The organism is Variovorax sp. P1_H2, assembly GCF_056405295.1.
On sequence record NZ_JBFUCJ010000096.1, the window covers coordinates 1 to 22161 of the forward strand.

General features: G+C 67.6%; 20 protein-coding genes and 1 riboswitch. Of the genes, 16 read left to right on the forward strand and 4 right to left on the reverse strand.

The window, feature by feature from the left end; translation table 11 throughout:
- Positions 1-358 precede the first annotated feature (358 nt).
- Positions 359-1168, forward strand: coding sequence for an SH3 domain-containing protein (locus tag AC1D2E_RS26135; protein WP_478200101.1), 810 nt, complete (start codon positions 359-361; stop codon positions 1166-1168).
- 10 nt (positions 1169-1178) lie between these two features.
- Here the strand turns inward: AC1D2E_RS26135 and AC1D2E_RS26140 are convergent, their stop codons facing one another.
- On the reverse strand, positions 1179-2066 hold the full coding sequence (locus AC1D2E_RS26140) for a LysR family transcriptional regulator (protein ID WP_478200102.1): 888 nt from the start codon (positions 2064-2066) through the stop codon (positions 1179-1181).
- Positions 2067-2166: 100 nt separating this feature from the next.
- Between AC1D2E_RS26140 and AC1D2E_RS26145 the strand changes: the two genes are divergently transcribed.
- The 7 genes from AC1D2E_RS26145 to AC1D2E_RS26175 all read left to right on the forward strand — a co-directional run bounded on the left by AC1D2E_RS26145 (position 2167) and on the right by AC1D2E_RS26175 (position 10169).
- A complete protein-coding gene (locus AC1D2E_RS26145; protein WP_478200103.1) occupies positions 2167-2610 on the forward strand; it encodes a PACE efflux transporter in 444 nt (147 codons plus the stop codon).
- Between the two features lie 421 nt (positions 2611-3031).
- Complete coding sequence (locus tag AC1D2E_RS26150) at positions 3032-3433, forward strand: M35 family metallo-endopeptidase (protein WP_478200118.1); 402 nt, start codon at positions 3032-3034, stop codon at positions 3431-3433.
- Positions 3327-3863, forward strand: coding sequence for a hypothetical protein (locus AC1D2E_RS26155; RefSeq protein WP_478200120.1), 537 nt, complete (start codon positions 3327-3329; stop codon positions 3861-3863). The genes AC1D2E_RS26150 and AC1D2E_RS26155 overlap by 107 nt, the downstream gene beginning before the upstream one ends.
- A 280-nt stretch (positions 3864-4143) precedes the next feature.
- Positions 4144-4236, forward strand: a riboswitch (S-adenosyl-L-homocysteine riboswitch).
- Between the two features lie 57 nt (positions 4237-4293).
- Positions 4294-7008 carry a methionine synthase gene (gene metH / locus AC1D2E_RS26160; protein ID WP_478200119.1) on the forward strand — a complete coding sequence of 905 codons (2715 nt, stop codon included), beginning with the start codon at positions 4294-4296 and terminating at the stop codon, positions 7006-7008.
- Between the two features lie 56 nt (positions 7009-7064).
- Positions 7065-8831, forward strand: a complete 1767-nt coding sequence (locus AC1D2E_RS26165) for a phospholipid carrier-dependent glycosyltransferase (protein WP_478200104.1) — start codon at positions 7065-7067, stop codon at positions 8829-8831.
- Positions 8824-9789 carry a glycosyltransferase family 2 protein gene (locus AC1D2E_RS26170; protein WP_478200105.1) on the forward strand — a complete coding sequence of 322 codons (966 nt, stop codon included), beginning with the start codon at positions 8824-8826 and terminating at the stop codon, positions 9787-9789. The genes AC1D2E_RS26165 and AC1D2E_RS26170 overlap by 8 nt, the downstream gene beginning before the upstream one ends.
- Complete coding sequence (locus AC1D2E_RS26175; RefSeq protein ID WP_478200106.1) at positions 9786-10169, forward strand: GtrA family protein; 384 nt, start codon at positions 9786-9788, stop codon at positions 10167-10169. Before AC1D2E_RS26170 ends, AC1D2E_RS26175 begins: the two co-directional genes overlap by 4 nt.
- Positions 10170-10336: 167 nt before the next feature.
- Here the strand turns inward: AC1D2E_RS26175 and AC1D2E_RS26180 are convergent, their stop codons facing one another.
- The 3 genes from AC1D2E_RS26180 to AC1D2E_RS26190 form a co-directional block, all read right to left on the reverse strand.
- Positions 10337-11524 (reverse strand): amidohydrolase family protein, encoded by a 1188-nt coding sequence (locus AC1D2E_RS26180; RefSeq protein WP_478200107.1) that lies wholly within the window; start codon positions 11522-11524, stop codon positions 10337-10339.
- A 92-nt stretch (positions 11525-11616) separates the two neighbouring features.
- Positions 11617-12417 (reverse strand): TetR/AcrR family transcriptional regulator, encoded by an 801-nt coding sequence (locus tag AC1D2E_RS26185; protein WP_478200108.1) that lies wholly within the window; start codon positions 12415-12417, stop codon positions 11617-11619.
- 13 nt (positions 12418-12430) lie between these two features.
- On the reverse strand, positions 12431-13204 hold the full coding sequence (locus tag AC1D2E_RS26190) for a ferredoxin--NADP reductase (RefSeq protein WP_478171117.1): 774 nt from the start codon (positions 13202-13204) through the stop codon (positions 12431-12433).
- A 249-nt stretch (positions 13205-13453) separates the two neighbouring features.
- Between AC1D2E_RS26190 and AC1D2E_RS26195 the strand changes: the two genes are divergently transcribed.
- The 8 genes from AC1D2E_RS26195 (at position 13454) to AC1D2E_RS26230 (ending at position 22148) form a co-directional block, all read left to right on the forward strand.
- On the forward strand, positions 13454-15079 hold the full coding sequence (locus AC1D2E_RS26195; RefSeq protein WP_478200109.1) for a 6-hydroxynicotinate reductase: 1626 nt from the start codon (positions 13454-13456) through the stop codon (positions 15077-15079).
- Positions 15080-15094: 15 nt separating this feature from the next.
- Complete coding sequence (locus AC1D2E_RS26200; RefSeq protein ID WP_478200110.1) at positions 15095-16018, forward strand: UPF0280 family protein; 924 nt, start codon at positions 15095-15097, stop codon at positions 16016-16018.
- Between the two features lie 21 nt (positions 16019-16039).
- Positions 16040-16681 carry an amino acid synthesis family protein gene (locus tag AC1D2E_RS26205; protein WP_478171114.1) on the forward strand — a complete coding sequence of 214 codons (642 nt, stop codon included), beginning with the start codon at positions 16040-16042 and terminating at the stop codon, positions 16679-16681.
- A 26-nt stretch (positions 16682-16707) separates the two neighbouring features.
- The gene (locus AC1D2E_RS26210; protein WP_478200111.1) at positions 16708-17292 is read left to right on the forward strand and encodes an amino acid synthesis family protein; all 585 of its coding nucleotides are present in this window, start codon (positions 16708-16710) and stop codon (positions 17290-17292) included.
- Between the two features lie 178 nt (positions 17293-17470).
- On the forward strand, positions 17471-18682 hold the full coding sequence (locus AC1D2E_RS26215) for an ABC transporter substrate-binding protein (RefSeq protein ID WP_478200112.1): 1212 nt from the start codon (positions 17471-17473) through the stop codon (positions 18680-18682).
- 18 nt (positions 18683-18700) lie between these two features.
- On the forward strand, positions 18701-20617 hold the full coding sequence (locus tag AC1D2E_RS26220) for an ABC transporter permease (protein WP_478200113.1): 1917 nt from the start codon (positions 18701-18703) through the stop codon (positions 20615-20617).
- On the forward strand, positions 20614-21417 hold the full coding sequence (locus tag AC1D2E_RS26225; protein ID WP_478200114.1) for an ABC transporter ATP-binding protein: 804 nt from the start codon (positions 20614-20616) through the stop codon (positions 21415-21417). The genes AC1D2E_RS26220 and AC1D2E_RS26225 overlap by 4 nt, the downstream gene beginning before the upstream one ends.
- Positions 21414-22148 carry an ABC transporter ATP-binding protein gene (locus tag AC1D2E_RS26230; protein WP_478171109.1) on the forward strand — a complete coding sequence of 245 codons (735 nt, stop codon included), beginning with the start codon at positions 21414-21416 and terminating at the stop codon, positions 22146-22148. The genes AC1D2E_RS26225 and AC1D2E_RS26230 overlap by 4 nt, the downstream gene beginning before the upstream one ends.
- Positions 22149-22161: the final 13 nt, after the last annotated feature.

Consider the following 22161-nt stretch of genomic DNA (forward strand, 5'->3'; position numbering starts at 1 on the left):
CACTGCGTGTGGTCGCTGCCCCCCGAGGGGGCCGCAGGCCGCCACTGCGTGTGGTCGCTGCCCCCCGAGGGGGCCGCAGGCCGCCTTGGGGCGGCCCGGCGCCGGCCTGGCCCCCACGCTCCCCCACTTCGTGTGGTCGCTGCCCCCCGAGGGGGCCGCAGGCCGCCTTGGGGCGGCCCGGCGCCGGCCTGATCCGTGCATCGGCTGTCGTTCCGGCGCGCGTGAAGCCGGGATGAAGAAGCTCTCCAAACGTTTTTCGTGTGCGCGAATGCGTGCGCCGGGACGTTCTGGGTGAAGGCCGTGGCTGATTGACATCGGGCGATAGCCCCCTCTACCCTGGTCCGCAAAGGAAATCCACATGAACGACAAGGCTCTGCGCTGGTTCGGCCTCGGCGCCATGGCACTGATGGTGCCGTTGGCCGCGACGGCCCAGCAGGCATTCACCCGCGGTCCCGTCAACCTGCGCGCCGGTCCCGGCGACGCCTACCCGCTGGTGGCCACGCTGGCACCCGGGCAGTCGCTGCAGGTGATGGGCTGCACCGCCGGCTACGGCTGGTGCGACGTGGTGCTGCCCGACGGCCTGCGCGGCTGGTCCTATGCGGCCAGCCTCGAATACGCCTACCAGGAGGAGCGGGTGCCGCTGGCGACCTACGGCGCAATCATCGGCGTTCCGCTGGTGACCTTTGCGATCGGCAGCTACTGGTCGAACTACTACCGTGACCGCCCCTGGTACAACCAGCCGCGCTGGTGGGGCGGTCGGCCGCCGCCGCCGCCGGTTCCGGGTTGGCGGCCCCTGCCGACGCCGGTGCCGGGCTGGCGGCCCAATCCCTGGCCAGGCTATCAGCCACATCCGCCGGGCTTCCGCCCGCCGCCCGCGCCGGGATTCCGCCCGCCGCCGGTCCCGGGGTTCCGCCCGCTGCCGGCACCCGGCTTCCAACCGCCGCATGGCGGGGGATCCCGGCCCCCGGGGGCGCGGCCGCCCGGCAACGGCTTCCAGACCGGCGGTCGTCCACCGGGGCAAGGGGGCGGCGGCGGTGGCGGCCGCGGAGGTGGCCAGGGTGGTGGTCACGGTGGCGGCCAGGGTGGCGGGCACGGTGGCGGCCACGGAGGTGGTCACGGAGGCGGTGAGGGTGGTGGCCACGGAGGGGGCGGCGGCCGAGGCGGCTGAGCGCCGGCCTTCAGTCCTTCTTGCGGGCGATCAGCGACACGAAGCGCTGGGCGCCCAGGCCGAGCGGCCGCTCGCGCGACCAGACCACGTCGACCCACAGGTCGAGCCCGTTGGACAGGTTCTCGAACGGAATCTCGACCAGCGCGCCCGCCGCGACATGCGGCCGCGCGAAGTTGCGCGGCAGCCAGCCCCAGCCCAACCCGGCCGTGATCAGGCTCAGCGCGGCCAGCGCGTTGTCGGTGCGCCAGACATGGCGCGCGAAGACGAAGCGCGGGTCGCTGGTGGCGAGGTCGCGCCCGGCGACCACGATCTGCCGCGTGGTCGTCAGGTGCTCCTCGCGCAGCCGTCCGCCGGCCGCGGCCAGCACCGGGTGGTCGGGCGCCATCACGGCCACCATGGTGTCGCTGGCCACCTCCTGGAAGCCCTCCCGGCCGTCCAGGCTGGGGCGTTCGAAGACCAGCGCCAGTTGGGCCCGGCCGCTGTGCAGCAGCGCCAGCGCGTCGGCCTGCGGCGCGGCCAGCACCTCGACCTCAAGCAACGGGTATTCGTCCGCCAGGGCGGCCAATGGGCCGCTCCAGGGCGCCGCCAGCAGCTCGGGGGCGATCGCCAGCGTGAGGCGGTTCTCGAGCCCCCGGGTGAGCGCCAGCGCCTGAACCTGGAGCTGCTTCAACTGCGCCGCCAGCAGGCGCGCCTGCGGTTCGAGCGAACGCGCGGCGGCGGTCGGCTGCGGCTCGCGGCCGCTGCGGTCGAACAGCGCCAGGTCGAGCTCGGCTTCGAGGTTGGCAATGGCCATGCTGACCGCCGAGGGCACCCGGCCCAGTGCCCGCGCCGCGGCGGAGAAGGAGCCGTGGTCGATGACCGCAAGGAACACTTCAACGGTATCGCTGGAAAAACTCATGGCAGCCAATTTATCAATTTTTCTGAAAGAAGATGACTTTATATATCAGCCATATGAACATAAAGTCCAGCTTAAAACCAAGCAACACAGGATCGATTTCATGCAAGGGCTCAAGCGCCGCGTCGTCTACATCAGCCTCTACGAGGGCATCGCCATCGTGGCCGCCAGCGCCGGGCTGGCGCTGATGTCGGGCCAGGGCCTGGGCCATTCGGGCGTGCTGGCGGTCATCGCGTCGGTGATCGCGGTGCTGTGGAACCTCTCGTTCAACGCCCTGTTCGAGCGCTGGGAATCCCGCCAGGTGGTGCGCGGCCGCAGCCTGCGCCGCCGCGTCGCCCATGCGATCGGCTTCGAGGGCGGCCTGGTGGCCTTCCTGGTGCCGGTGTTCGCCTGGTGGCTGGACGTGAGCCTGTGGGAGGCGCTGGTGATGGACCTGGGACTGGTGGTTTTCTTCCTGGTCTACACCTTCGCCTTCAACTGGGCCTTCGACGCCATCTTCGGCTTGCCCGCATCGGCCTCGCTCGTGGCGACCCCCGAGGCCTGTTGACGCAGCGATTTGCCAATCTGAAGGCGGGCTCGGTGCTCTTGGCGGTCACTGTACCGCCGTGCGAGATAGGTGGCCATCTGTAGGAATGATCTGAAAATCTCTTCCCAACGGCGATATCTGGTCGACAACTGGCATTCCGTCACTTCTTTGACAGTTCATGTGCCTATGATGYCCGTGGGCCATTCGCGTTCATTCGATTGAGCGAGTCCATACATAACGCGCATAGGGATGTTGTCGATCCATGAAAAATCCAACAGAAGACGACGCTATAGGCGTATCGGATCGGGAATTTTGCGATCTGATGCTGGGCCTTCGCGACATGGCAGTCCGATTGATCGAGAAGCGAACCCACGAGCTTTTCAGATGGGAGAGTTTTGAGTGTGACCGCGTGGAGCGGTGGTTTGGAAGTGCAGATGAAGAAATGCGCAACTACCTTCGCGCGGGACTGATGAAATGCAAGTTCTTGCTCCAAAGCTTCACGTGCCAGAACTTTGTGCGCTACCTGCCAGATTGGGGCCACAACCTAGGCTGCACTCCGCTTGACAACAATCCCGTTGCCCAAGTTTGCCCCATTGACACTCGAAGTCACACCATCGCAATCAATCGKGGATTTTTTGAACTGCTGCAAATATCGCCGAGTAAAGATTCTCAACTGAGCACGCTGATTCACGAAGTAACTCACTTCCGAGACACTTTCTCATCTGTGGATCTTCGATATGGCCTCAATGCTGCCCGACGGCACACCGGGGTTCCAAAGCTGTCGCGAATCAATGCTGACAACATTGCAGGTTACGTGGTCGATGGAGTGGTCTATGGTGATTAAATCATTGGCTGCATTTGTTTTGTCGGTGATCGTGCCTGCTGTTGTTGCTTGTACTCCCATCCGAAACATGGGTATTCAATTCGAGCGGAACTCCAGCTATATCTCGGCGAGTCAAATTTTCGAGCTTGCAAACTGGATTGCCGACCTTCGGGTCAAATACCCGAACAGGGAAGCCATTTATATCAGCGCCAGCTCAGATATAGAGGAACGCAGTGCAGAGAGCTTGGCGTGGAGGCGAGCTCATGCGGTTCGGCAAGTGATTGATGCCTTGCAATTTGCGGCCGCCGAAATTCATTCACCCAAGGAAGTTGAAGTGGTCAAGGCCGGCTCGTTCGGGCCGGGAAGGCGCAACGACGTCAAACGCGCCGATGTCGAGTTCTTGCCAGGTTGCCCTCATGAATGCGCCTGCCAGCCAGAGGGGTCGTCCTGAAGGCAGAACGACTGCGACAGACTCCACGATCGCGATGGGTTCCCCGATGGAATTTCTTTCTGGAGGTATGACCTGTGGCCCTTCACTCGACGGATGCCGGGCGTGCTTTAACTAGGAACTGTCAGCGCAGCTCAGGGAAGAGACTTTCTCAAGCGTCTCGAAGCAGATTCGAGCGGAGCGCTCAGTGCTGTTCTTCTGGCATGAGCCCCAAGTCGCGGGCCGGCCCGTCCTGCGCGCCGGCACGCATGCGTGGACGACCTGCGCATCATCTAAAATCCGCACTCCCAAGGAGCGTTGCAGCGTCGCCGGCCTTCAGGCCGGCCGCGTCAGGCTTGGGCTTCCAGCCACTGGAGTGCAACGACGCTCGCCTGACCCCGTTTCCACAGGTGAGCCCATGTCCTCCGATCCTTCCTCCGTCGCCGTCCCCCCGATGAAGCTGTCCGGCCTCGAGCCGGTGCAGATCGGCGAGGGCGCGCTGTTCGTCAACATCGGCGAGCGCACCAACGTCACCGGCTCCAAGGCCTTCGCGCGCATGATCCTCAACGGCCAGTTCGAGGAAGCACTGGCGGTCGCGCGCCAGCAGGTCGAGAACGGCGCCCAGGTGATCGACATCAACATGGACGAGGCCATGCTCGACAGCAAGGCCGCGATGGTGCGCTTCCTGAACCTGATCGCGTCCGAGCCCGACATCGCGCGCGTGCCGATCATGGTCGACAGCTCGAAGTGGGAAGTGATCGAGGCCGGCCTGCGCTGCATCCAGGGCAAGGGCATCGTCAACTCGATCAGCATGAAGGAGGGCGAGGACCCCTTCCGCCACCAGGCCCGCCTGCTGCGCCGCTACGGCGCGGCGGCGGTCGTCATGGCCTTCGACGAGAAGGGCCAGGCCGACACCTACGAGCGCAAGATCGAGATCTGCGAGCGCGCCTACCGGATCCTGGTCGACGAGATCGGCTTCCCGCCCGAGGACATCATCTTCGACCCCAACATCTTCGCGATCGCCACCGGCATCGAGGAGCACAACAACTACGCGGTCGACTTCATCAACGCGGTGCGCTGGATCAAGCAGAACTTGGCCGGAGCCAAGGTCTCGGGCGGGGTCTCGAACGTGAGCTTCAGCTTCCGCGGCAACGACCCGGTGCGCGAAGCCATCCACACCGTGTTCCTGTACCACGCGATCCAGGCCGGCATGGACATGGGCATCGTCAACGCCGGCATGGTCGGCGTCTACGACGACCTCGAGGCCGAGCTGCGCGAGCGCGTGGAAGACGTGGTGCTGAACCGCCGCCCCGACGCCGGCGAGCGCCTGGTCGAGGTGGCCGAAACGGCCAGGAGCGGCGCCAAGGACGAGAGCAAGAAGCTCGAATGGCGCGGCACGCCCGAGCACCCGGTGCACGTGAACCAGCGGCTCTCGCATGCGATGGTGCACGGCATCACCGACTTCATCGTCGAGGACACCGAGGAGGCCTACCAGCAGATCCTGGCCAGGGGCGGCCGTCCGCTGCACGTGATCGAAGGGCCGCTGATGGACGGCATGAACATCGTCGGCGACCTGTTCGGCCAGGGCAAGATGTTCCTGCCGCAGGTGGTGAAGTCGGCCCGCGTGATGAAGTCGGCCGTGGCCCACCTGATCCCCTACATCGAGGAAGAGAAGCGCCTGGACGAAGCCGCCGGCCGCGACGTCCGCACCAAGGGCAAGATCATCATCGCCACCGTCAAGGGCGACGTCCACGACATCGGCAAGAACATCGTCACGGTCGTGCTTCAGTGCAACAACTTCGAGGTCGTGAACATGGGCGTGATGGTGCCCTGCCACGAGATCCTGGCGCGCGCCAAGGTCGAGGGGGCCGACATCGTCGGCCTCTCGGGCCTGATCACGCCGAGCCTGGAGGAGATGCAGTACGTGGCCGGCGAGATGCAGAAGGACGATCATTTCCGCATCCGCAAGATCCCGCTGCTGATCGGCGGCGCCACCACCAGCCGCGTGCACACCGCGGTCAAGATCGCGCCGCATTACGAAGGGCCGGTGGTCTACGTGCCCGATGCCTCGCGCAGCGTGAGCGTGGCGCAGTCGCTGCTGTCGGAGCAGGCCGCGAGCTACATCGACGAGATCAACGCCGACTACGACAAGGTGCGGCACCAGCACGCCAACAAGAAGCAGACGCCGCTGTGGCCGCTGGCCCGCGCGCGCGCCAACAAGACGCCGGTCGACTGGTCGAACTACCTACCGCCGGTGCCCAAGTTCATCGGCCGCCGCGTGTTCCGCAACTTCGACCTGACCGAACTCGCGAAGTACATCGACTGGGGCCCGTTCTTCCAGACCTGGGACCTGGCCGGCCCGTTCCCGGCGATCCTCAAGGACGAGATCGTCGGTACCGAGGCGGTGCGCGTCTATGCCGACGGCCAGCGCATGCTCAAGCGGCTGATCGAGGGGCGCTGGCTCAAGGCCAGCGGCGTGATCGGCTTCTGGCCGGCCGACACCGTCAACGACGACGACATCGCGCTCTACACCGACGAGTCGCGCAGCGAGGTCGCGCTGACCTGGTGGGGCATGCGCCAGCAGACCGAGAAGCAGGCGATCGAGGGCGTGATGCGGCCCAGCCGCTGCCTGGCCGATTTCGTCGCGCCGCGCGAGAGCGGCTTGAAGGACTACGTGGGCATGTTCGCGGTCACCGCCGGCCTGGGCGTCGAGAAGAAGGAGAAGTACTTCATGGACGACCTCGACGACTATTCGGCGATCATGCTGAAGGCCCTGGCGGACCGCCTGGCCGAAGCTTTCGCCGAGGCGCTGCACCATCGCGTGCGCACCGACCTCTGGGGCTATGCGGCCGACGAGGCCCTGAGCAACGAGGACATGATCGGCGAGAAGTACCGCGGCATCCGGCCGGCGCCCGGCTATCCGGCCTGCCCGGACCACAGCGTGAAGCGGCCGATGTTCGAGTTGCTGAACTGCGCCGAGATCGGCATGACGCTGACCGACAGCCTGGCCATGATGCCGGCCGCCAGCGTCAGCGGCTTCTACCTGAGCCACCCCGACGCGACCTACTTCAACGTCGGCAAGATCGGGCACGACCAGTTGCAGGACCAGGCGGCGCGGCGCCATGAGAGCGAGGCCGATCTCGAGCGTCTGCTGGCGCCGAATCTTTGATACCAACAGGCCGTCGCTAGCAGGCGCGGCGAGCGGGAGTTCCTATTCAGAAGTTGATGTTCGGAGCCGCGCACTATGCGGCGGCGGCGGTCTTCGTGGTCGCCTGCTGGGGCTTCGGCCGGGCGCTGCTGGCGCGCATCGGCGCGCCGCCGCGGCGCGACCGCGGGCTCGAGACCGCGATGGCCGCCGCCGCCGGTCTCGGTCTCATCGTCTGCGTCTTCCAGGCGATCGCGATCGCCGGGCTGTTCGGCCGGACCGCGGTGATCGGCACGGTCGCGCTCGGCCTGATGGCGGTCGCGCTGCAGGCGCCGGCCTGGCTGCGCGAACGTCATGCAAGCGCGCCGCCCGCGCCCTTCGACTTCGTCGAGAAGCTGGCCCTGCTGGCACTGGCGCTGACCGCGCTGCCGGCCCTGGTCGAGCCGCTGGCGCCGCCGGCCGTCTTCGACGAGTTGATGTACCACCTGCCCTATGCGCGCGAAGTGGCGCAGAGCGGCCGGCTCGGCATCCACGAATGGTTGCGCTATCCCTGGTTCCCCTACAACTACAACCTGATTCATGCCGCCGGGCTGGTGCTCGGCGACGACGTCCTGCCGCATCTGCTGAGCGGGCTCGCGGGCTGGCTGTCGGTGTGGATGGTCTACCGGCTCGGCGTGCAGCATGCGAGCCGGCTGACCGGCCTCGTGGCCGCCGCCATCTGGCTCGGCATCGCCGACTTCGAGAGCGCGCTGATCGACATCGCCGTCGCGCTCTTCGTGCTCGCGGCCTGCACCGCCCTGTGGTGGTGGCGCGAATCCGCCGACACCGCGCGCGAGCCGCGCTGGCTGGCGCTCGCGGCCTTCTTCCTCGGCGTCGCCGCGGGCTCCAAGTACCAGGCGCTCACCGTGCTGCCGCTGGTCGGCCTGTTCGTGCTGCGGCGCGAGCGCCGGCTCAAGGTCTGGGGCGTGGCGCTGCTGTGCTTCCTGATCCCCTGCGTCTATTGGTATGCGCGCAATGCCCTCATGACCGGCGACCCTTTCAACCCGATCGGCTCCCGGCTGTTCGGATTCACCAACTGGATCCCGGCCGACTACAAGAATCAGGTCGACGACGTGAGGTCCCATGCCGCGTGGCCCAACGGCTTTCTCTGGGGCGTGCTGTTCGCGCCGCTGGGCCTGCTCTGGAAGCGGTCCCCCGCGGTTCGTGCGGCGGCGGTGTTCAGCGCCTACTCCCTGCTCGTCTGGGCCCTGACCTCGCGCTATCCCCGCTACCTGGCCGCCTCGGTGCCGCTGATCGCGCTGGTCTCGGTGGTCGGTTGGCAGGCGCTGCTGGGCGGCGTGGCGAGCGGGCTGCGCCGCCTGCTGCCGCGCTGGAGCCAGAGCGGCGCGCTCGACCGCGCCGGCCGCTGGCTGGGCGTGCTGCTGCTGGTGGCGGGGGTCGGGGTCTCCTTCCACCTGACGCGGCGGAGCATCGCGACGATCGCGACCACGCCGGCCGAGCGCGCGGCCTTCCTCGAGGCCCACGTTCCGGGCTATGCGGTCATGAACTACCTGCGCGAGCACGCGGCGGGCCGCGTCTACCAGATCGCGCTGATCGAAGCCACCTACTACGGGCCGGCGCAGGTCTGGGGCGATGCGATCGGGCCCTGGCGCTATTCCGATTTCATCGTGCTGCCGCCGGCCGAGTTCGCCCGCAAGCTGCGCGGCCTCGGCTTCGAGGCGATCGCGGTGGGCGCCGGGACCGCGCCGGTGCTCGAAGCCCGGCCCGGCTTCCTTGACCATTTCGCCCTGATGTACGAAAAAGCAGGCGCCAAGGCCTACCGCATCCTGCCTCCCAAGAATGACTGACCACCCTGACCTCAGCGGGCTGCGCATCGCCGCCGTGATCCCCTGCTTCAACGAGGCGCTCGCCATCACCCAGGTGGTGGAGGCGTTCCGCGCCGCGCTGCCCGAGGCCGAGATCTACGTCTTCGACAACAACTCGACCGACGGCACCGCGGCCGTGGCGCGCGCCGCCGGCGCCACCGTGACCCATGTCGCGCTGCGCGGCAAGGGCAACGTGGCGCGGCGCATGTTCGCCGACGTCGAGGCCGATGTCTATGTGATGGTCGACGGCGACGCCACCTACGACGTCAGCGAGGTGCGCCGGCTGATCGCCTTGATGGCGGAGGGCAACCTCGACATGGTGGTCGGTTCGCGCGTGGACGACGGCGCCGATGCGCAGACCTACCGGCGCGGCCACCGCTTCGGCAACGCGCTGCTGACCGGCGCCGTGGCAAGACTTTTCGGCGGCCATCTGAGCGACATGCTGTCGGGCTACCGCGTGTTCTCGAGGCGCTATGCGAAGTCTTTCCCGGCGGTGTCGGAAGGCTTCGAGATCGAGACCGAGCTGACCGTGCATGCGCTCGAGCTGCGCATGCCCTTCGCCGAGGTGCCGGTGCCGTACCGCTCGCGGCCCGAGGGCTCCGAAAGCAAGCTGTCGACCTATCGCGACGGCTGGCGCATCCTGAAGACCATCTGCAAGCTGTTCGTGAGCGAGCGGCCGCTGCAGTTCTTCTCCGGCATCGCGGGCCTGCTGGCGCTGCTGTCCGTGATCCTCGCCGTGCCGCTGGTCCTGACCTACCTGCAAACCGGCCTGGTCCCGCGGCAGCCCACGGCCGTGCTGGTGACCGGCACCATGCTGGTCGCGATGCTGTCGCTGGTCTGCGGCGTGGTGCTGCACACCGTGACCATCGGACGGCAGGAGGCCAAGCGCCTGTGCTACCTCGGCATTCCGGGCGTGCGCGAGCGCATCGGCAAGGCATGAAGCTCGGTCGCGAGTTCCTGTCCTTCGCCGTGGTCGGCACGATCGGCTTCGTGGTCGACCTCGGCGTGCTGTACCTGGTGGCGCCGGCGCTCGGCTGGTATGGCGGGCGCGTGGTGTCCTTCATCGCGGCCGCGACCGCGACCTGGATACTGAATCGCCACTACACCTTCGGTCACCGGCGCTCGGAAGCGTCGCTGGCGCGCGAGTACGCCCGCTACCTGCTGACCATGCTGGGCGGCGCGCTGGTCAACTACGCGGCCTACGCCCTGACCCTGCATTGGCTGGGTGGCCCGCTGGCGCCCGCGCTCGGCGTCGCCGTCGGCAGCTGCGCCGGCCTGGCGGTCAATTTCCTGACGGCGCGCTTCCTGGTGTTCAGGTAGCCCGGCCGGCGCAGCTGGGCCCCTTCGTGAAACACCGCGGAACCGGCTTCGCCGGGCCGCTGGTGTGGGGGCTGAGGAGCCGCGGCTCCAAGCCTGCCTGCGCAGACTTGGACGGCTTCGAAGAGCCGCTGCCTCTGGCAGCGACTCGAGGCGACTACTGGGGCGAGCTAAACCACCACCGGAATTTCAGTCGCCGGCGGGGTGTTGCGGCTGCGGCCGCAGCGCACGATGCCGTCGATCATCACCATCCCGACGCCCGGGATGTCTCCGAGCTGCACGCTCTCGAGCAGGGTCTTGCCGGCGGTGTGCTGCGCGCGGTCCATGAAGACGAAGTCGGCGTCGCGGCCGACCTCGATCAGGCCGCAGTTGAGCTTGCGGATGCGCGCCGTGTTGCCGGTCGCGAAGCAGAACACCAGTTCGGCCGGGATGTTGGCGATCGAGGACAGCATCGCCACCATGCGCAGGATGCCCAGCGGCTGCACGCCCGAGCCCGCCGGCCCGTCGGTGCCGAGGATCACGCGGTGCGGGCACTTGAGGTCGAGCGCCGCCTTGGCCGCCGCGATGGCGACGCGCTCGTTGCCGTTGTGCACGATCTCGATCGCGCGCGACGACTTCTCGCACAGCTCGCAGACATGCGCCTCGGGCAGCGCGGTGTGGCCGCCGTTGATGTGGCCGATGATGTCGGCGTCGGCCTCGAGCACCACGTCCTTGTCGATCAGGCCCGAACCCGGGATCGACGGGCCGCCCGTGTGGATGGTGCTCTGGATGCCGTACTTGCGGGCCCAGGCGACCATCTCCTTGGCTTCGTAGCCGGCCTTGACCGAACCCAGGCCGACCTCGCCCAGCAGGCCGACGCCGGCCTCGGCCAGTTCCTTGAAGTCGCTCTCGACCATGCCCTTTTCGATGACCGGCGCGCCGGCCAGCACCTTGACGCCGCCGGGGCGGAAGTTGTCGAAGGCGCGCTGCGCGGTGATCGCCAGTGCCTTGAGGCCGACGATGTCCTTGGGCCGGCCGGGCAGGTGCACCTCGCCGGCCGAGATCATGGTGGTGACGCCGCCGTGCATGGTCGAGTCGATCCAGCCGATCTGGCCCTGGCGCGGGGTCCAGTCGCCGAACACCGGGTGCACGTGGCTGTCGATCAGGCCCGGCGCGACGCAGGTCTTCTTGACGTCGATGACGGTCTTCGCGCCTTCCGTGTCGCAGTCCTTCTCCTTGCCGACCGCGACGATCAGGCCGTCGTCGACGACGATGGTGTCGGCGTCGAGGATGGGTTTGTCGATATCGCCCGAGAGCAGCAGGCCTATGTTCCGGATGACGACCTTGCCCGACTTGGCGCCGGTTGCGACTTCTGCCATTTCAGGCCTCCCGCCGGGCCGCCCCAAGGGAGGCCTGCGCCCCCTCGGGGGGCAGCGAATACACGAAGTGATGAGCGTGGGGGCTTTTCATTTCAGGCCTCCCGCCGGGCCGCCCCAAGGGAGGCCTGCGCCCCCTTGGGGGGCTGCGAACGCATGTGAGCTTTGGGGGTCATATTTCTCTCGTGGGGTGGGTTTGTATCTTCTTCCGAAGCGCCGGCATCGACCGTGCGCAGCACGGTCTCGATGACGAAGTCTTCCCAGTGCGCGACCGCCTCCGCCGTCTCAAGGGGCTCGCCGAGGAACGCGGTCAGCGTGTGCCGGTTCGAGGTGTAGAAATAGCCGGTGGACGCGATCAGCAGGTACAGGTCGCGCGGCGCGACGTCGTCGCGAAACAGTCCCTGCGCGACGCCCGCTGCCACGATCTCGCTGATGATGGAGATCGCCCGCGACGAATATTCGCGGGCCCGCAGCGACTTCGCGATGTGCCGGCCCTTGTGCAGGTTCTCGGTGTTCAGCAGCGTGACGAACTCGGGGTTCTTGCGGTAGTAGCCGAGCACGAAGCGGATCACCGCGGTCAGCGACTCGACCGGCCGCGAGGCGTCGAGGTCGATCGCGGCCTCGGCGTCGTCCATGCGCCGGTAGATGCCTTCGAGCACCGCGATGAACAGGCCTTCCTTGCTGCCGAAGTAGTAGTAGATCATGCGGTCGTACGACTTCGCGGCCTTCGAGATCTTCTCGACGCTGCCGCCGTCGTAGCCGTACTTCGCGAACACCTTGGTGGCTGCGCGCAGGATGCTCTCGCGCGTGGCCTGCGCTGCGGCTTCGCGCACGCCGGTGCGGCGTGTCGCAGGCTTGGGCGCGCCTTTGCGCGGGGCTGCCTTGGACTCGGCCATCTCGGCGCGCCGGCTACTTCTCGGCGAAGGCGCGTTCGACGACGTAGTCGCCGGGCGTCGACGTGTTGCCTTCCTTGAAGCCGCGGGCCTCGAGGATGTGCTTGAGGTCGACCAGCAGGCCCGGGCTGCCGCACAGCATCACGCGGTCCTCGGCGGCATTGAGCGGCGGCAGGCCGAGGTCGTCGGTGAGCTTGTTGGTCTCGATCAGGTCGGTGATCCGGCCCATGTTGCGGAACTCCTCGCGCGTCACGGTCGGGTAGTAGAGCAGCTGCTTCTCGATCATCTCGCCGAGGATCTCGTGCTTGGGCAGGTGGTCGGTGACCAGGTCGTGGTAGGCCAGCTCGTCGACCTGGCGCACCCCGTGCACCAGGATGACCTTCTCGTACTTCTCGTAGGTCTCGGGGTCGCGGATGATGCTCATGAACGGCGCCAGCCCGGTGCCGGTGCCGAACAGGTAGAGCCGCTTGCCCGGCAGCGTGTAGTCGATCAGCAGCGTGCCGGTGGGCTTGCGCCCGACGATGACGGTGTCGCCGACCTGGATGTGCTGCAGCTTGGAGGTCAGCGGGCCTTCCTCGACCTTGATGCTGAGGAACTCCAGGTGCTCTTCATAGTTGGGGCTGACGATGCTGTAGGCCCGCAGCAGGGGCTTGTTGTTGACCTTCAGGCCGATCATCGTGAAGTGGCCGTTCGAGAAACGCAGGGCCGGATCGCGCGTGGTGGTGAAGGTGAACAGGCGGTCGGTCCAGTGGTGGACGCTCAGCACACGTTCTTCGCTGAATGCACTCATAAGGGTCAGGAATGGTTATGAACGAAAAAGGGATGCACCAATTGTCGGCGATGCAGGAGAAAACACCATTGCAAGCATCGGGCCCGTTTGCTACATTGATCTCGAAAATGTAGTGTTCACCACATGAAGGTGTAGTGGATGCTACACAAACGTCAGTTCCAGCACAAGTGAAGGTGCAGGCGGGTTTCCGGCACAGATGTTGCACTCCCGCTGGCCTCACCCCAAGAAATTGCCACGAGGTTCCCCGCGATGACCGAACACACCAAGACAGACGGACTGCCCGGCATGGACATGCCGGTGCTGCCCGAGGCGACCGGCCGGGCGCCGCTGCGCAACGAGCGCATGAATGCCGCCAAGGTCGAGTGCAATGCCTGCCCCGTGCTGTGCCAGATCTCCGAGGGCCGCACCGGCGCCTGCGACCGCTACGCCAACCGCGCCGGCGTGCTGGTCCGGGTCGACCCGGTGGTGCTGCTGCGGCGCGAACTGGCCAGCGAGTCGCCCGCGCTGGTGCCCTTCGCCCGCGTCGGCAACGAGATCGACGAGGTCGAGCGCACCGAGCCGCCGGTGGCCGATGCCGACTGGACCGGCGATCTCCTTCACGCCGACGAGGTCTTCGTGACCGGCGTGGGCTCCTCGACCACCTACCCCGACTACAAGCCCGCGCCCTTCATCGTGGCCTCGAAGGCGCAGGGCGTCGACATGGTGACGGTGGTCACCGAGGGCATCTTCAGCTACTGCAGCTTCAAGGTGAAGATCGACACCGACCGCTTCCTGGGCGCCGAGCAGGCCAACGTGCGCTACAAGGGCGAGGTCGTGGGCCACGTCACCACGGCCGAGTACGGCTCGCAGATGCTGTCGCTGGGCGGCGTGCACCACCTCACGGGCGGCAGCAAGAAGGAAGGCCGCATGACCTGCGAGCTGATGCAACTGCTGGGCAACAAGCAGGCGGTCGAATGCGTGATCGACGGCGGCGCCAGCATGCTCATCCAGGCCGGCCGCGCACCGATCGTCAACGGCGTCGAAGAAAAGCGCATGCGCGTGGGCTGCGGCTCGGCGGCCGTGGGCATCTTCGCGCGCCAGCTGTTCGGCCATGCCGACGAGGTGGTGGTGGTCGACGACCACATCACCGGCGTGCTGACCGAGCACCAGGCCGGGCGCTGCCTCGACATGCCGTCCTCGGGCATCCAGATGCGCGGGCGCAAGTCGACGCCCGGGCGCTATTTCCAGGTCGCCAATCCGGGCAACGGATGGGGCGGCACCGACATCGCCGACCCGCTGTCGATCATCGAGGGCTGGGAGGAGGGCGTGGCGCGGCCGGGCCTGCGCCTGCTCATGACCTCCACCACCGGCGAGCATGCCCAGTGGTATGTGCTCGACGAGCAACTGCAGCCGGTCGAGCAGCCGATGCCCGCCGACGTGCGCCGCATCGTCGATCGCATCGGCGAGAACTGCGAGCCTTCGCTGTGCACCGTGCTGTTCCTCGGCGGCGCCGGCGGTTCCTTGCGCGCCGGCGTCACCGAGAACCCGGTGCTGCTCACGCGGGCCATCAAGCGTGCGCTGGTCAACGTCACCTGCGGCGGTGCGCCGGCCTATGTGTGGCCGGGCGGCGGCATCACGGTGATGGTCGACGTGCTGCGCATGCCCGACAACAGCTTCGGCACGGTGCCGACCCCGGCCATCGTGGCGCCGATCGAGTTCAGCATGCGCCGCGAGGACTATGCCGCGCTCGGCGGCCACATGGACCACGTGTTCACGCTCGAGCAGGCGCTGGCGCGCGGCGCCTGGCAGGACGACGGTGCGCCGCTGTCGCGCCAGTGGCTGCGCATGGATGCGGCCAATCCCTGGCCGCTCGGCCGGCCGCCGATGCTGGGCTAGGACTAGGACTAGGACATGTCTGCACAACGCACCGCGCTCGACGGCGGCCGCTGGCATTTGAACCACGGCCCGATCGACATCATTGCCGAAGCCCACGGCAATGACGTCGAGGTCGCGGTCGCGCACGAGCATGCCTGGCGGCGCTTCGCCGTGCTGCTCGATGAACTGGTGGCCGAACTGCCCCTGCTGCGTCGCCCGGTGGGTACCGACTGTCCCGTGAAGGGCCCGGTCGCCCGCCGCATGTGGGAAGCCTGCGCACCGTTCCGTGCCGGCTTCATCACGCCGATGGCGGCGGTCGCCGGCGCGGTGGCGCAGGAACTCATCGCCTGCTTCCACCGCCCGGGCATCGAGCGCGCCTGGATCAACAACGGCGGCGACATCGCGCTGCACCTGGCGCCCGGGCAGACGGCGCGCATCGGTCTGTTCGCCGACCTCGCGCGCTTCGACCTGCGCGACTGCGGCCCCATCACCACCGATGGCCAGTTCGAGCTGCGTGCCGAGCATCCGGCGCGCGGCGTCGCCACCAGCGGCTGGCGCGGCCGGAGCTTCTCGCTCGGCATCGCCGACAGCGTGACGGTCTTGGCGGCGACAGCGGCCCAGGCCGATGCGGCGGCCACCGTGATCGCCAATGCGGTCGATGCCGACGATCCCGGCATCCGCCGCCGCCCCGCGAGCGAATGCAAGGACGACAGCGACCTCGGCGACATCCCGGTCACGGTCGACGTGGCCACGCTGGCGCCCGCCATCGTGCACCGTGCACTGGAGGCGGGCGTCGCGCGCGCCGAGCGGCTGCAGCAGCTCGGGCTCGCATGGTCGGTGGTACTGGTCTGCCAGGGGCAGTGGCGGGTCGTGCAGCCCTTAAGCTCCGGTCTTCCGGCGGCACCGCCCCAGAGCGAGGGCAGCATCGCCGCCGATGCAGTTGGTTCAGTATTTGCTTAACGAAAAGCAGGGCACCTTTTCATGATCGATATCCGTCGCGTCTTCACCCATGTCGAGCACATCCACCACGAGTTCGGACCACCCGTCGCAACACCGCTGGTGCGTGGCGCCATCGGCGCGGTGCTGACCAATCCCTTCGCGGGCCGCTACGAGCCCGACATCCTGCCGATGATGGCGCTGCTCGACCCGGTGGGCGTCGACATGGCGCATCGGCTGCGCGCCGCCATGGACGTGCCGGTGGAGCGCATCGCGACCTACGGCAAGGGCGCCATCGTCGGCGCTGCCGGCGAGCTCGAGCACGGCGCGCTGTGGCACGTGCCCGGCGGCTACGCGATGCGCGAACTGCTCGGCTGGAAGGGCGACCGCGAGGCCTATCGCAAGGGCCAGGTCGAAGAGAAGACCGGCCAGCCCGGCAACGCGCTGTCGATCGTGCCGTCGACCAAGAAGGTCGGTCCGCCGGGCGCCACGCTCGACGTGCCGCTGACCAACATCAACGCCAGCTACGTGCGCGGCCAGTTCGACGCCATCGAGGTCCGCGTGCCGGGTGCGCCGGCGGCCGACGAGATCGTCTTCATCCTCGCGATGAGCACGGGCTACCGCGTGCATGATCGCGTCGGCGGGCTCCGCGCCGAGAACATCAGCAAATGGGACGGCCTCCGCTGAACACCGAGAGAGACAAGGAAAAAACCATGAGTGCAAATATCCGCAAGCTCGTCATCCAGGTCGACGAAACCCGCAAGGAAATGGGCCAGGCCATCGAGCCGCCCACGCGCCGCGCCGTCGCCATTGCCGTGATCGAGAATCCCTACGCCGGCCGCTACAGCGAGTCGCTCGACGAACTGATCGCGATCGGCGAGGAGCTCGGCGCGCTGCTGGGCCGGAAGGCCGTGGCCGCGCTCGGCATCGAGCCTGGCCAGGCGCAGAGCTACGGCAAGGCCGCGATCGTCGGCGAGGCCGGCGAGCTCGAGCATGCCGCCGCGATCCTCCATCCGAAGCTCGGCGCACCACTGCGCGCGGCGGTCGAGAAGGGCGCCGCGCTGGTGCCGTCCAGCAAGAAGCGCGGCACGCTCGGCACCGCCATCGACGTGCCRCTGGGCCACAAGGACGCCGCCTTCGTGCGCAGCCATTTCGACGCCATCGAGGCCCGCGTGTCGGATGCGCCGCGCGCCAACGAAATCGTCGTCGCGGTCGCGGTCACCGACAGCGGCCGCCCCCTGCCGCGCATCGGCGGCTTGCAGGTATCCGAGATCAAGGGCGAAGACGGGCTGAGATGAAACCCACCCCCGTTGCTTGCTCACTTCGTGTAGCCGCCTCCCCCCTCAAGGGGGCAACACCAGCGGCCCGGCAAAGCCCGTTCCGCGGTGTTCCCCGAACGGGCCTCGCTTCGCTGGCCGATTTGTTTGCCTGACATCGAATCCGTATCCGTCCTTTCATGTTCCCAAGGAGTTCCCGATGAATCCATTGCGCCTTGCCTTCACCGCGGCCGCGGTCGCCACGCTCGCCACTGCACTCGTTCCCGCGCACGCACAGGGCGTGATCAAGATCGGCGAGATCAACAGCTACAAGGCGCAACCCGCCTTCCTCGAGCCCTACAAGAAGGGCATGGAACTCGCGGTCGACGAGATCAACGCTGCCGGCGGCGTCAACGGCAAGAAGATCGAACTGATCAGCCGCGACGACAACGCCAACCCGGGCGACGCGGTGCGCGTGGCCGAAGAGCTGGTGTCGCGCGAGAAGGTCGACATCCTGGCCGGCACTTTCCTGTCGAACACCGGCATGGCGGTGGCCGACTTCGCCAAGCAGAAGAAGTTCTTTTTCCTGGCCGGCGAGCCGCTGACGGACAAGCTCACCTGGCAGGGCGGCAACGCCTACACCGTGCGCCTGCGTCCCGGCACCTACATGCAGGCCGCGATGCTGGTGCCCGAGGCGGCCAAGCTCAAGAAGAAGCGCTGGGCCGTGGTGTACCCCAACTACGAGTACGGCCAGTCGGCGGTGGCGGCCTTCAAGACCTTGCTGAAGGCGGCACAGCCCGATGTCGAGTTCGTCGCCGAGCAGGCCACGCCGCTGGGCAAGGTCGACGCCGGCAGCGTGGTGCAGGCGCTGGCCGATGCCAAGCCCGACGCGATCTTCAACGTGCTGTTCGGCGCCGACCTGTCGAAGTTCGTGCGCGAAGGCAACACCCGCGGCCTGTTCAAGGACCGCGACGTGGTGAGCGTGCTGACCGGCGAGCCCGAGTACATGGACCCGCTCAAGGACGAGGCGCCCAACGGCTGGATCGTCACCGGCTACCCCTGGTACGGCATCACGACGCCCGAGCACAAGAAATTCGAGCAGGCCTACCAGGCCAAGTTCAAGGACTATCCGCGCCTGGGCTCGGTGGTCGGCTACAGCATGATCAAGTCGGCCGCTGCCGGCATCGCCAAGGCCAAGAGCACCGACACCGAGAAGGTGGTCGCGGCCTTCAAGGGCCTGCAGGTCGACACGCCCTTCGGCAAGATCACCTACCGCGCCGAGGACAACCAGTCGACCATGGGCGCCTTCGTGGGCCGCACGAAGAACGACGGCGGCAAGGGCGTGATGGTCGACTACGTGTACCTCGACGGTGCGGATGCCAAGTACCAGCCGAGCGCCGCCGAGATCAAGAAGTCGCGCGCCGCGGATTAAGCAAGGAACGAACGGGCCATGAGCTTCTCAGGTTTCATCGTCCAGCTCCTCAACGGGCTGGCGAGCGCGTCCTCGCTGTTCCTCGTGGCAGCCGGGTTGTCGCTGATCTTCGGCGTCACGCGCATCGTGAACTTCGCCCATGGCTCGTTCTTCATGGTCGGCATCTACGTCGCCTATACGCTGGTCGACCGGCTCGGCACCGGCTTCGGCTTCTGGCCGGCGCTGGTGATGGCGGCGCTGGCGGTCGGCGTGCTGGGCGCGCTGATCGAGGTGGTGCTGCTGCGGCGCATCTACAAGGCGCCCGAACTCTTCCAACTGCTGGCCACCTTCGCGCTGGTGCTGGTCATCAAGGATGCGGTGCTGTGGCTTTGGGGCCCCGACGAACTGCTGGGCCCGCGTGCGCCCGGCCTGTCGGGTTCGGTCACGATCCTCGGCCGGCAGTTTCCCTCCTACGACCTGTTCCTGATCGTGGTCGGGCCGGTGGTGCTCGGGCTGGTCTGGCTGCTGCTCACACGCACCCGCTTCGGCACGCTGGTGCGCGCCGCCACGCAAGACCGCGAGATGGTCAGCGCGCTGGGCGTCAACCAGSCCTGGCTCTTCACCGCGGTGTTCGCGCTCGGCGCGCTGCTTGCGGGGCTCGGCGGCGCGCTGCAGCTGCCGCGCGAACCCGCCACGCTCGAGATGGACCTCAACACCATCGGCGCCGCCTTCGTGGTGGTGGTGGTCGGCGGCATGGGCTCGATCCCCGGCGCCTACGCGGCCGCGCTGCTGATCGCCGAGATCAAGGCGATCTGCATCTGGCTCGGCGTGGTCGAGGTCTTCGGGCTCACCGTCTCGTTCTCCAAGCTCACGCTGGTGGTCGACTTCCTCGTGATGGCCGTCGTGCTGGTCTGGCGGCCCTGGGGCCTGTTCGGCAGGCCGCAGGCACCGAGCCGCTACGTGGGCATGCAGGAGGAACCGCTGCGCCGTCCGGGACGCACCTACGTCATTGCGGCCGCGCTGTTCGGCCTGGTGCTGGCGGCGATGCCGTTCATCACCGCCGGCTCGCCCTACACCACGGTGCTGATGATCGACCTGCTGATCGCCGCGCTGTTCGCGGCCAGCCTGCACTTCATCATGGGGCCGGCCGGCATGCACTCCTTCGGCCACGCCGCCTACTTCGGGCTCGGTGCCTACGGCGCCGCGCTGCTGGTGCGTTCCAGCGGCATGCCGATGGAGCTGGCCTTGATCGTCGCGCCATTGGTGGCCGCGCTGGGCGCCTTCGTCTACGGCTGGTTCGCGGTGCGGCTGTCGGGCGTCTACCTCGCGATGCTGACGCTGGCCTTCGCGCAGATCACCTGGGCCATCACCTACCAGTGGGACAGCTTCACCGGCGGCAGCAACGGGCTCACCGGGGTCTGGCCTTCCGAATGGCTGGCCGACAAGCGGGCCTACTACTGGGTCACGCTGGCCCTCGTCGGGCTCGGCGTGCTGTGGTTGCGGCGCGTGCTGTTCTCGCCCTTCGGCTATGCGCTGCGCGCGGGCCGCGATTCGCAGCTGCGCGCCGATGCGATCGGCATCGACGTCAAGCGCATGCAGTGGGTGGCCTTCGTGATCGCCGGCACCGCGGCCGGCCTGGCCGGTGCGCTCTATGCGTTTTCCAAGGGCAGCATCTCGCCCGAATCGCTCAGCGTCGGCAAGTCGGTCGACGGCCTCGTGATGGTGCTGCTCGGCGGCATCCAGACCCTGGCCGGCCCGGTGGTGGGCGCGGTCACCTTCACCTGGCTGCACGACACGGTGGCGCGCAACACCGACTACTGGCGCGCCATGCTGGGCGGCATCATCCTGCTGCTGGTGCTGCTGTTCCCGCAGGGCATCGCGGGCTTCGTCAAGCAGCTCTTCGACCGGCGCCGCCATGCGGCCGAAGCGGTCGACCTCAAGGAGGTGAAGGCATGAGCCTTCTCAAAGTACAAGAACTCGGCAAGTCCTTCGGCGGCGTCAAGGCGGTCGACGGCATCAGCTTCGAACTGGCGGCCGGCGAACTGCTGGCACTGATCGGCCCCAACGGCGCCGGCAAGTCCACCACCTTCAACATGGTCAACGGCCAGCTCAAGGCCGACCGCGGCTCGATCCGGCTCGACGGCCAGGAACTCGTGGGCCGCAAGCCGCGCGAGATCTGGCGCCTGGGCGTGGGCCGCACCTTCCAGATCGCCGAGACCTTCGCCTCGCTGACGGTGGCCGAGAACGTGCAGATGGCCCTGCTGTCGCACGACCACAAGCTGTTCTCGACCTGGCGCCGCGCGGCCGACCACAAGCGCGACGCGGCGCTGTCGCTGCTCGACCAGGTCGGCATGAAGCCCCAAGCCGACCGGCCCTGCAGCGTGCTGGCCTACGGCGACGTCAAGCGCGTCGAGCTCGCGATCGCGATGGCCAACAGCCCGAAGCTGCTGCTGATGGACGAACCCACGGCCGGCATGGCGCCCAAGGAACGCAACGCGCTGATGGCCCTGACCAAGCAGCTCGTGATCGACCGCGGCATGGCGGTGCTGTTCACCGAACACAGCATGGACGTGGTGTTCGCCTACGCCGACCGCATGATCGTGCTGGCCCGCGGACGCCTGATCGCGCAGGGCAAGCCGCTCGAGATCCGCGACCATCCGAAGGTGCAGGAGGTGTACTTCGGCAGCGGCAAGACCTTCGAGAAGATCGCGGAGAAGGCGGCCGCGGTGAATGCGGCGGTAGGAGAGCACGCATGAGTTCGCACGAGACCCTGCTCGAAGCCAAGGCGCTGTGCGCCTGGTACGGCGCCGCGCAGATCCTCTATGACGTCGATCTCGAGGTGCGGCGCGGCGAAGTCGTGGCGCTCATGGGCCGCAACGGCGCCGGCAAGTCGACCACGCTGAAGGCCCTGATCGGCATGCTGGCCAAGCGCCGCGGCGCGGTGCGCTTCCTCGGCCACGACATCTCGAAGAGCGAGCCGCACCTGGCGGCCCGGCTGGGCCTGGGCTTCGTGCCCGAGGACCGGCGCGTGTTCACCGACCTCAGCGTGATGGAAAACCTCGAGGTCGGCAAGCAGGCGGCGCGGCGCTGGAGCGACGGCACCGATGCCCCGCTGTGGACGCCCGAGCGCCTGTTCAAGCTGTTCCCGAACCTCGGCGAGATGCCGAACCGCCCGGGCGGCCGCATGAGCGGCGGCGAGCAGCAGATGCTGACCGTGGCCCGCACGCTGATGGGCAACCCCTACCTGGTGCTGCTCGACGAGCCTTCCGAGGGCGTGGCGCCGGTGATCGTCGAGCAGATGGCCAACATGATCCTGGAGCTCAAGGCGCAGGGCGTGAGCATCCTGCTGTCGGAGCAGAACATGCACTTCGCGGAGCTGGTGTCCGACCGCGCCTACGTGCTCGAGAAGGGGCAGATCCGCTACCACGCCTCGATGGCCGAGCTGGCCGCGAACGACGAGGTGCGCAGGGCCTATCTCAGCGTCTGATTTCATCAACCCG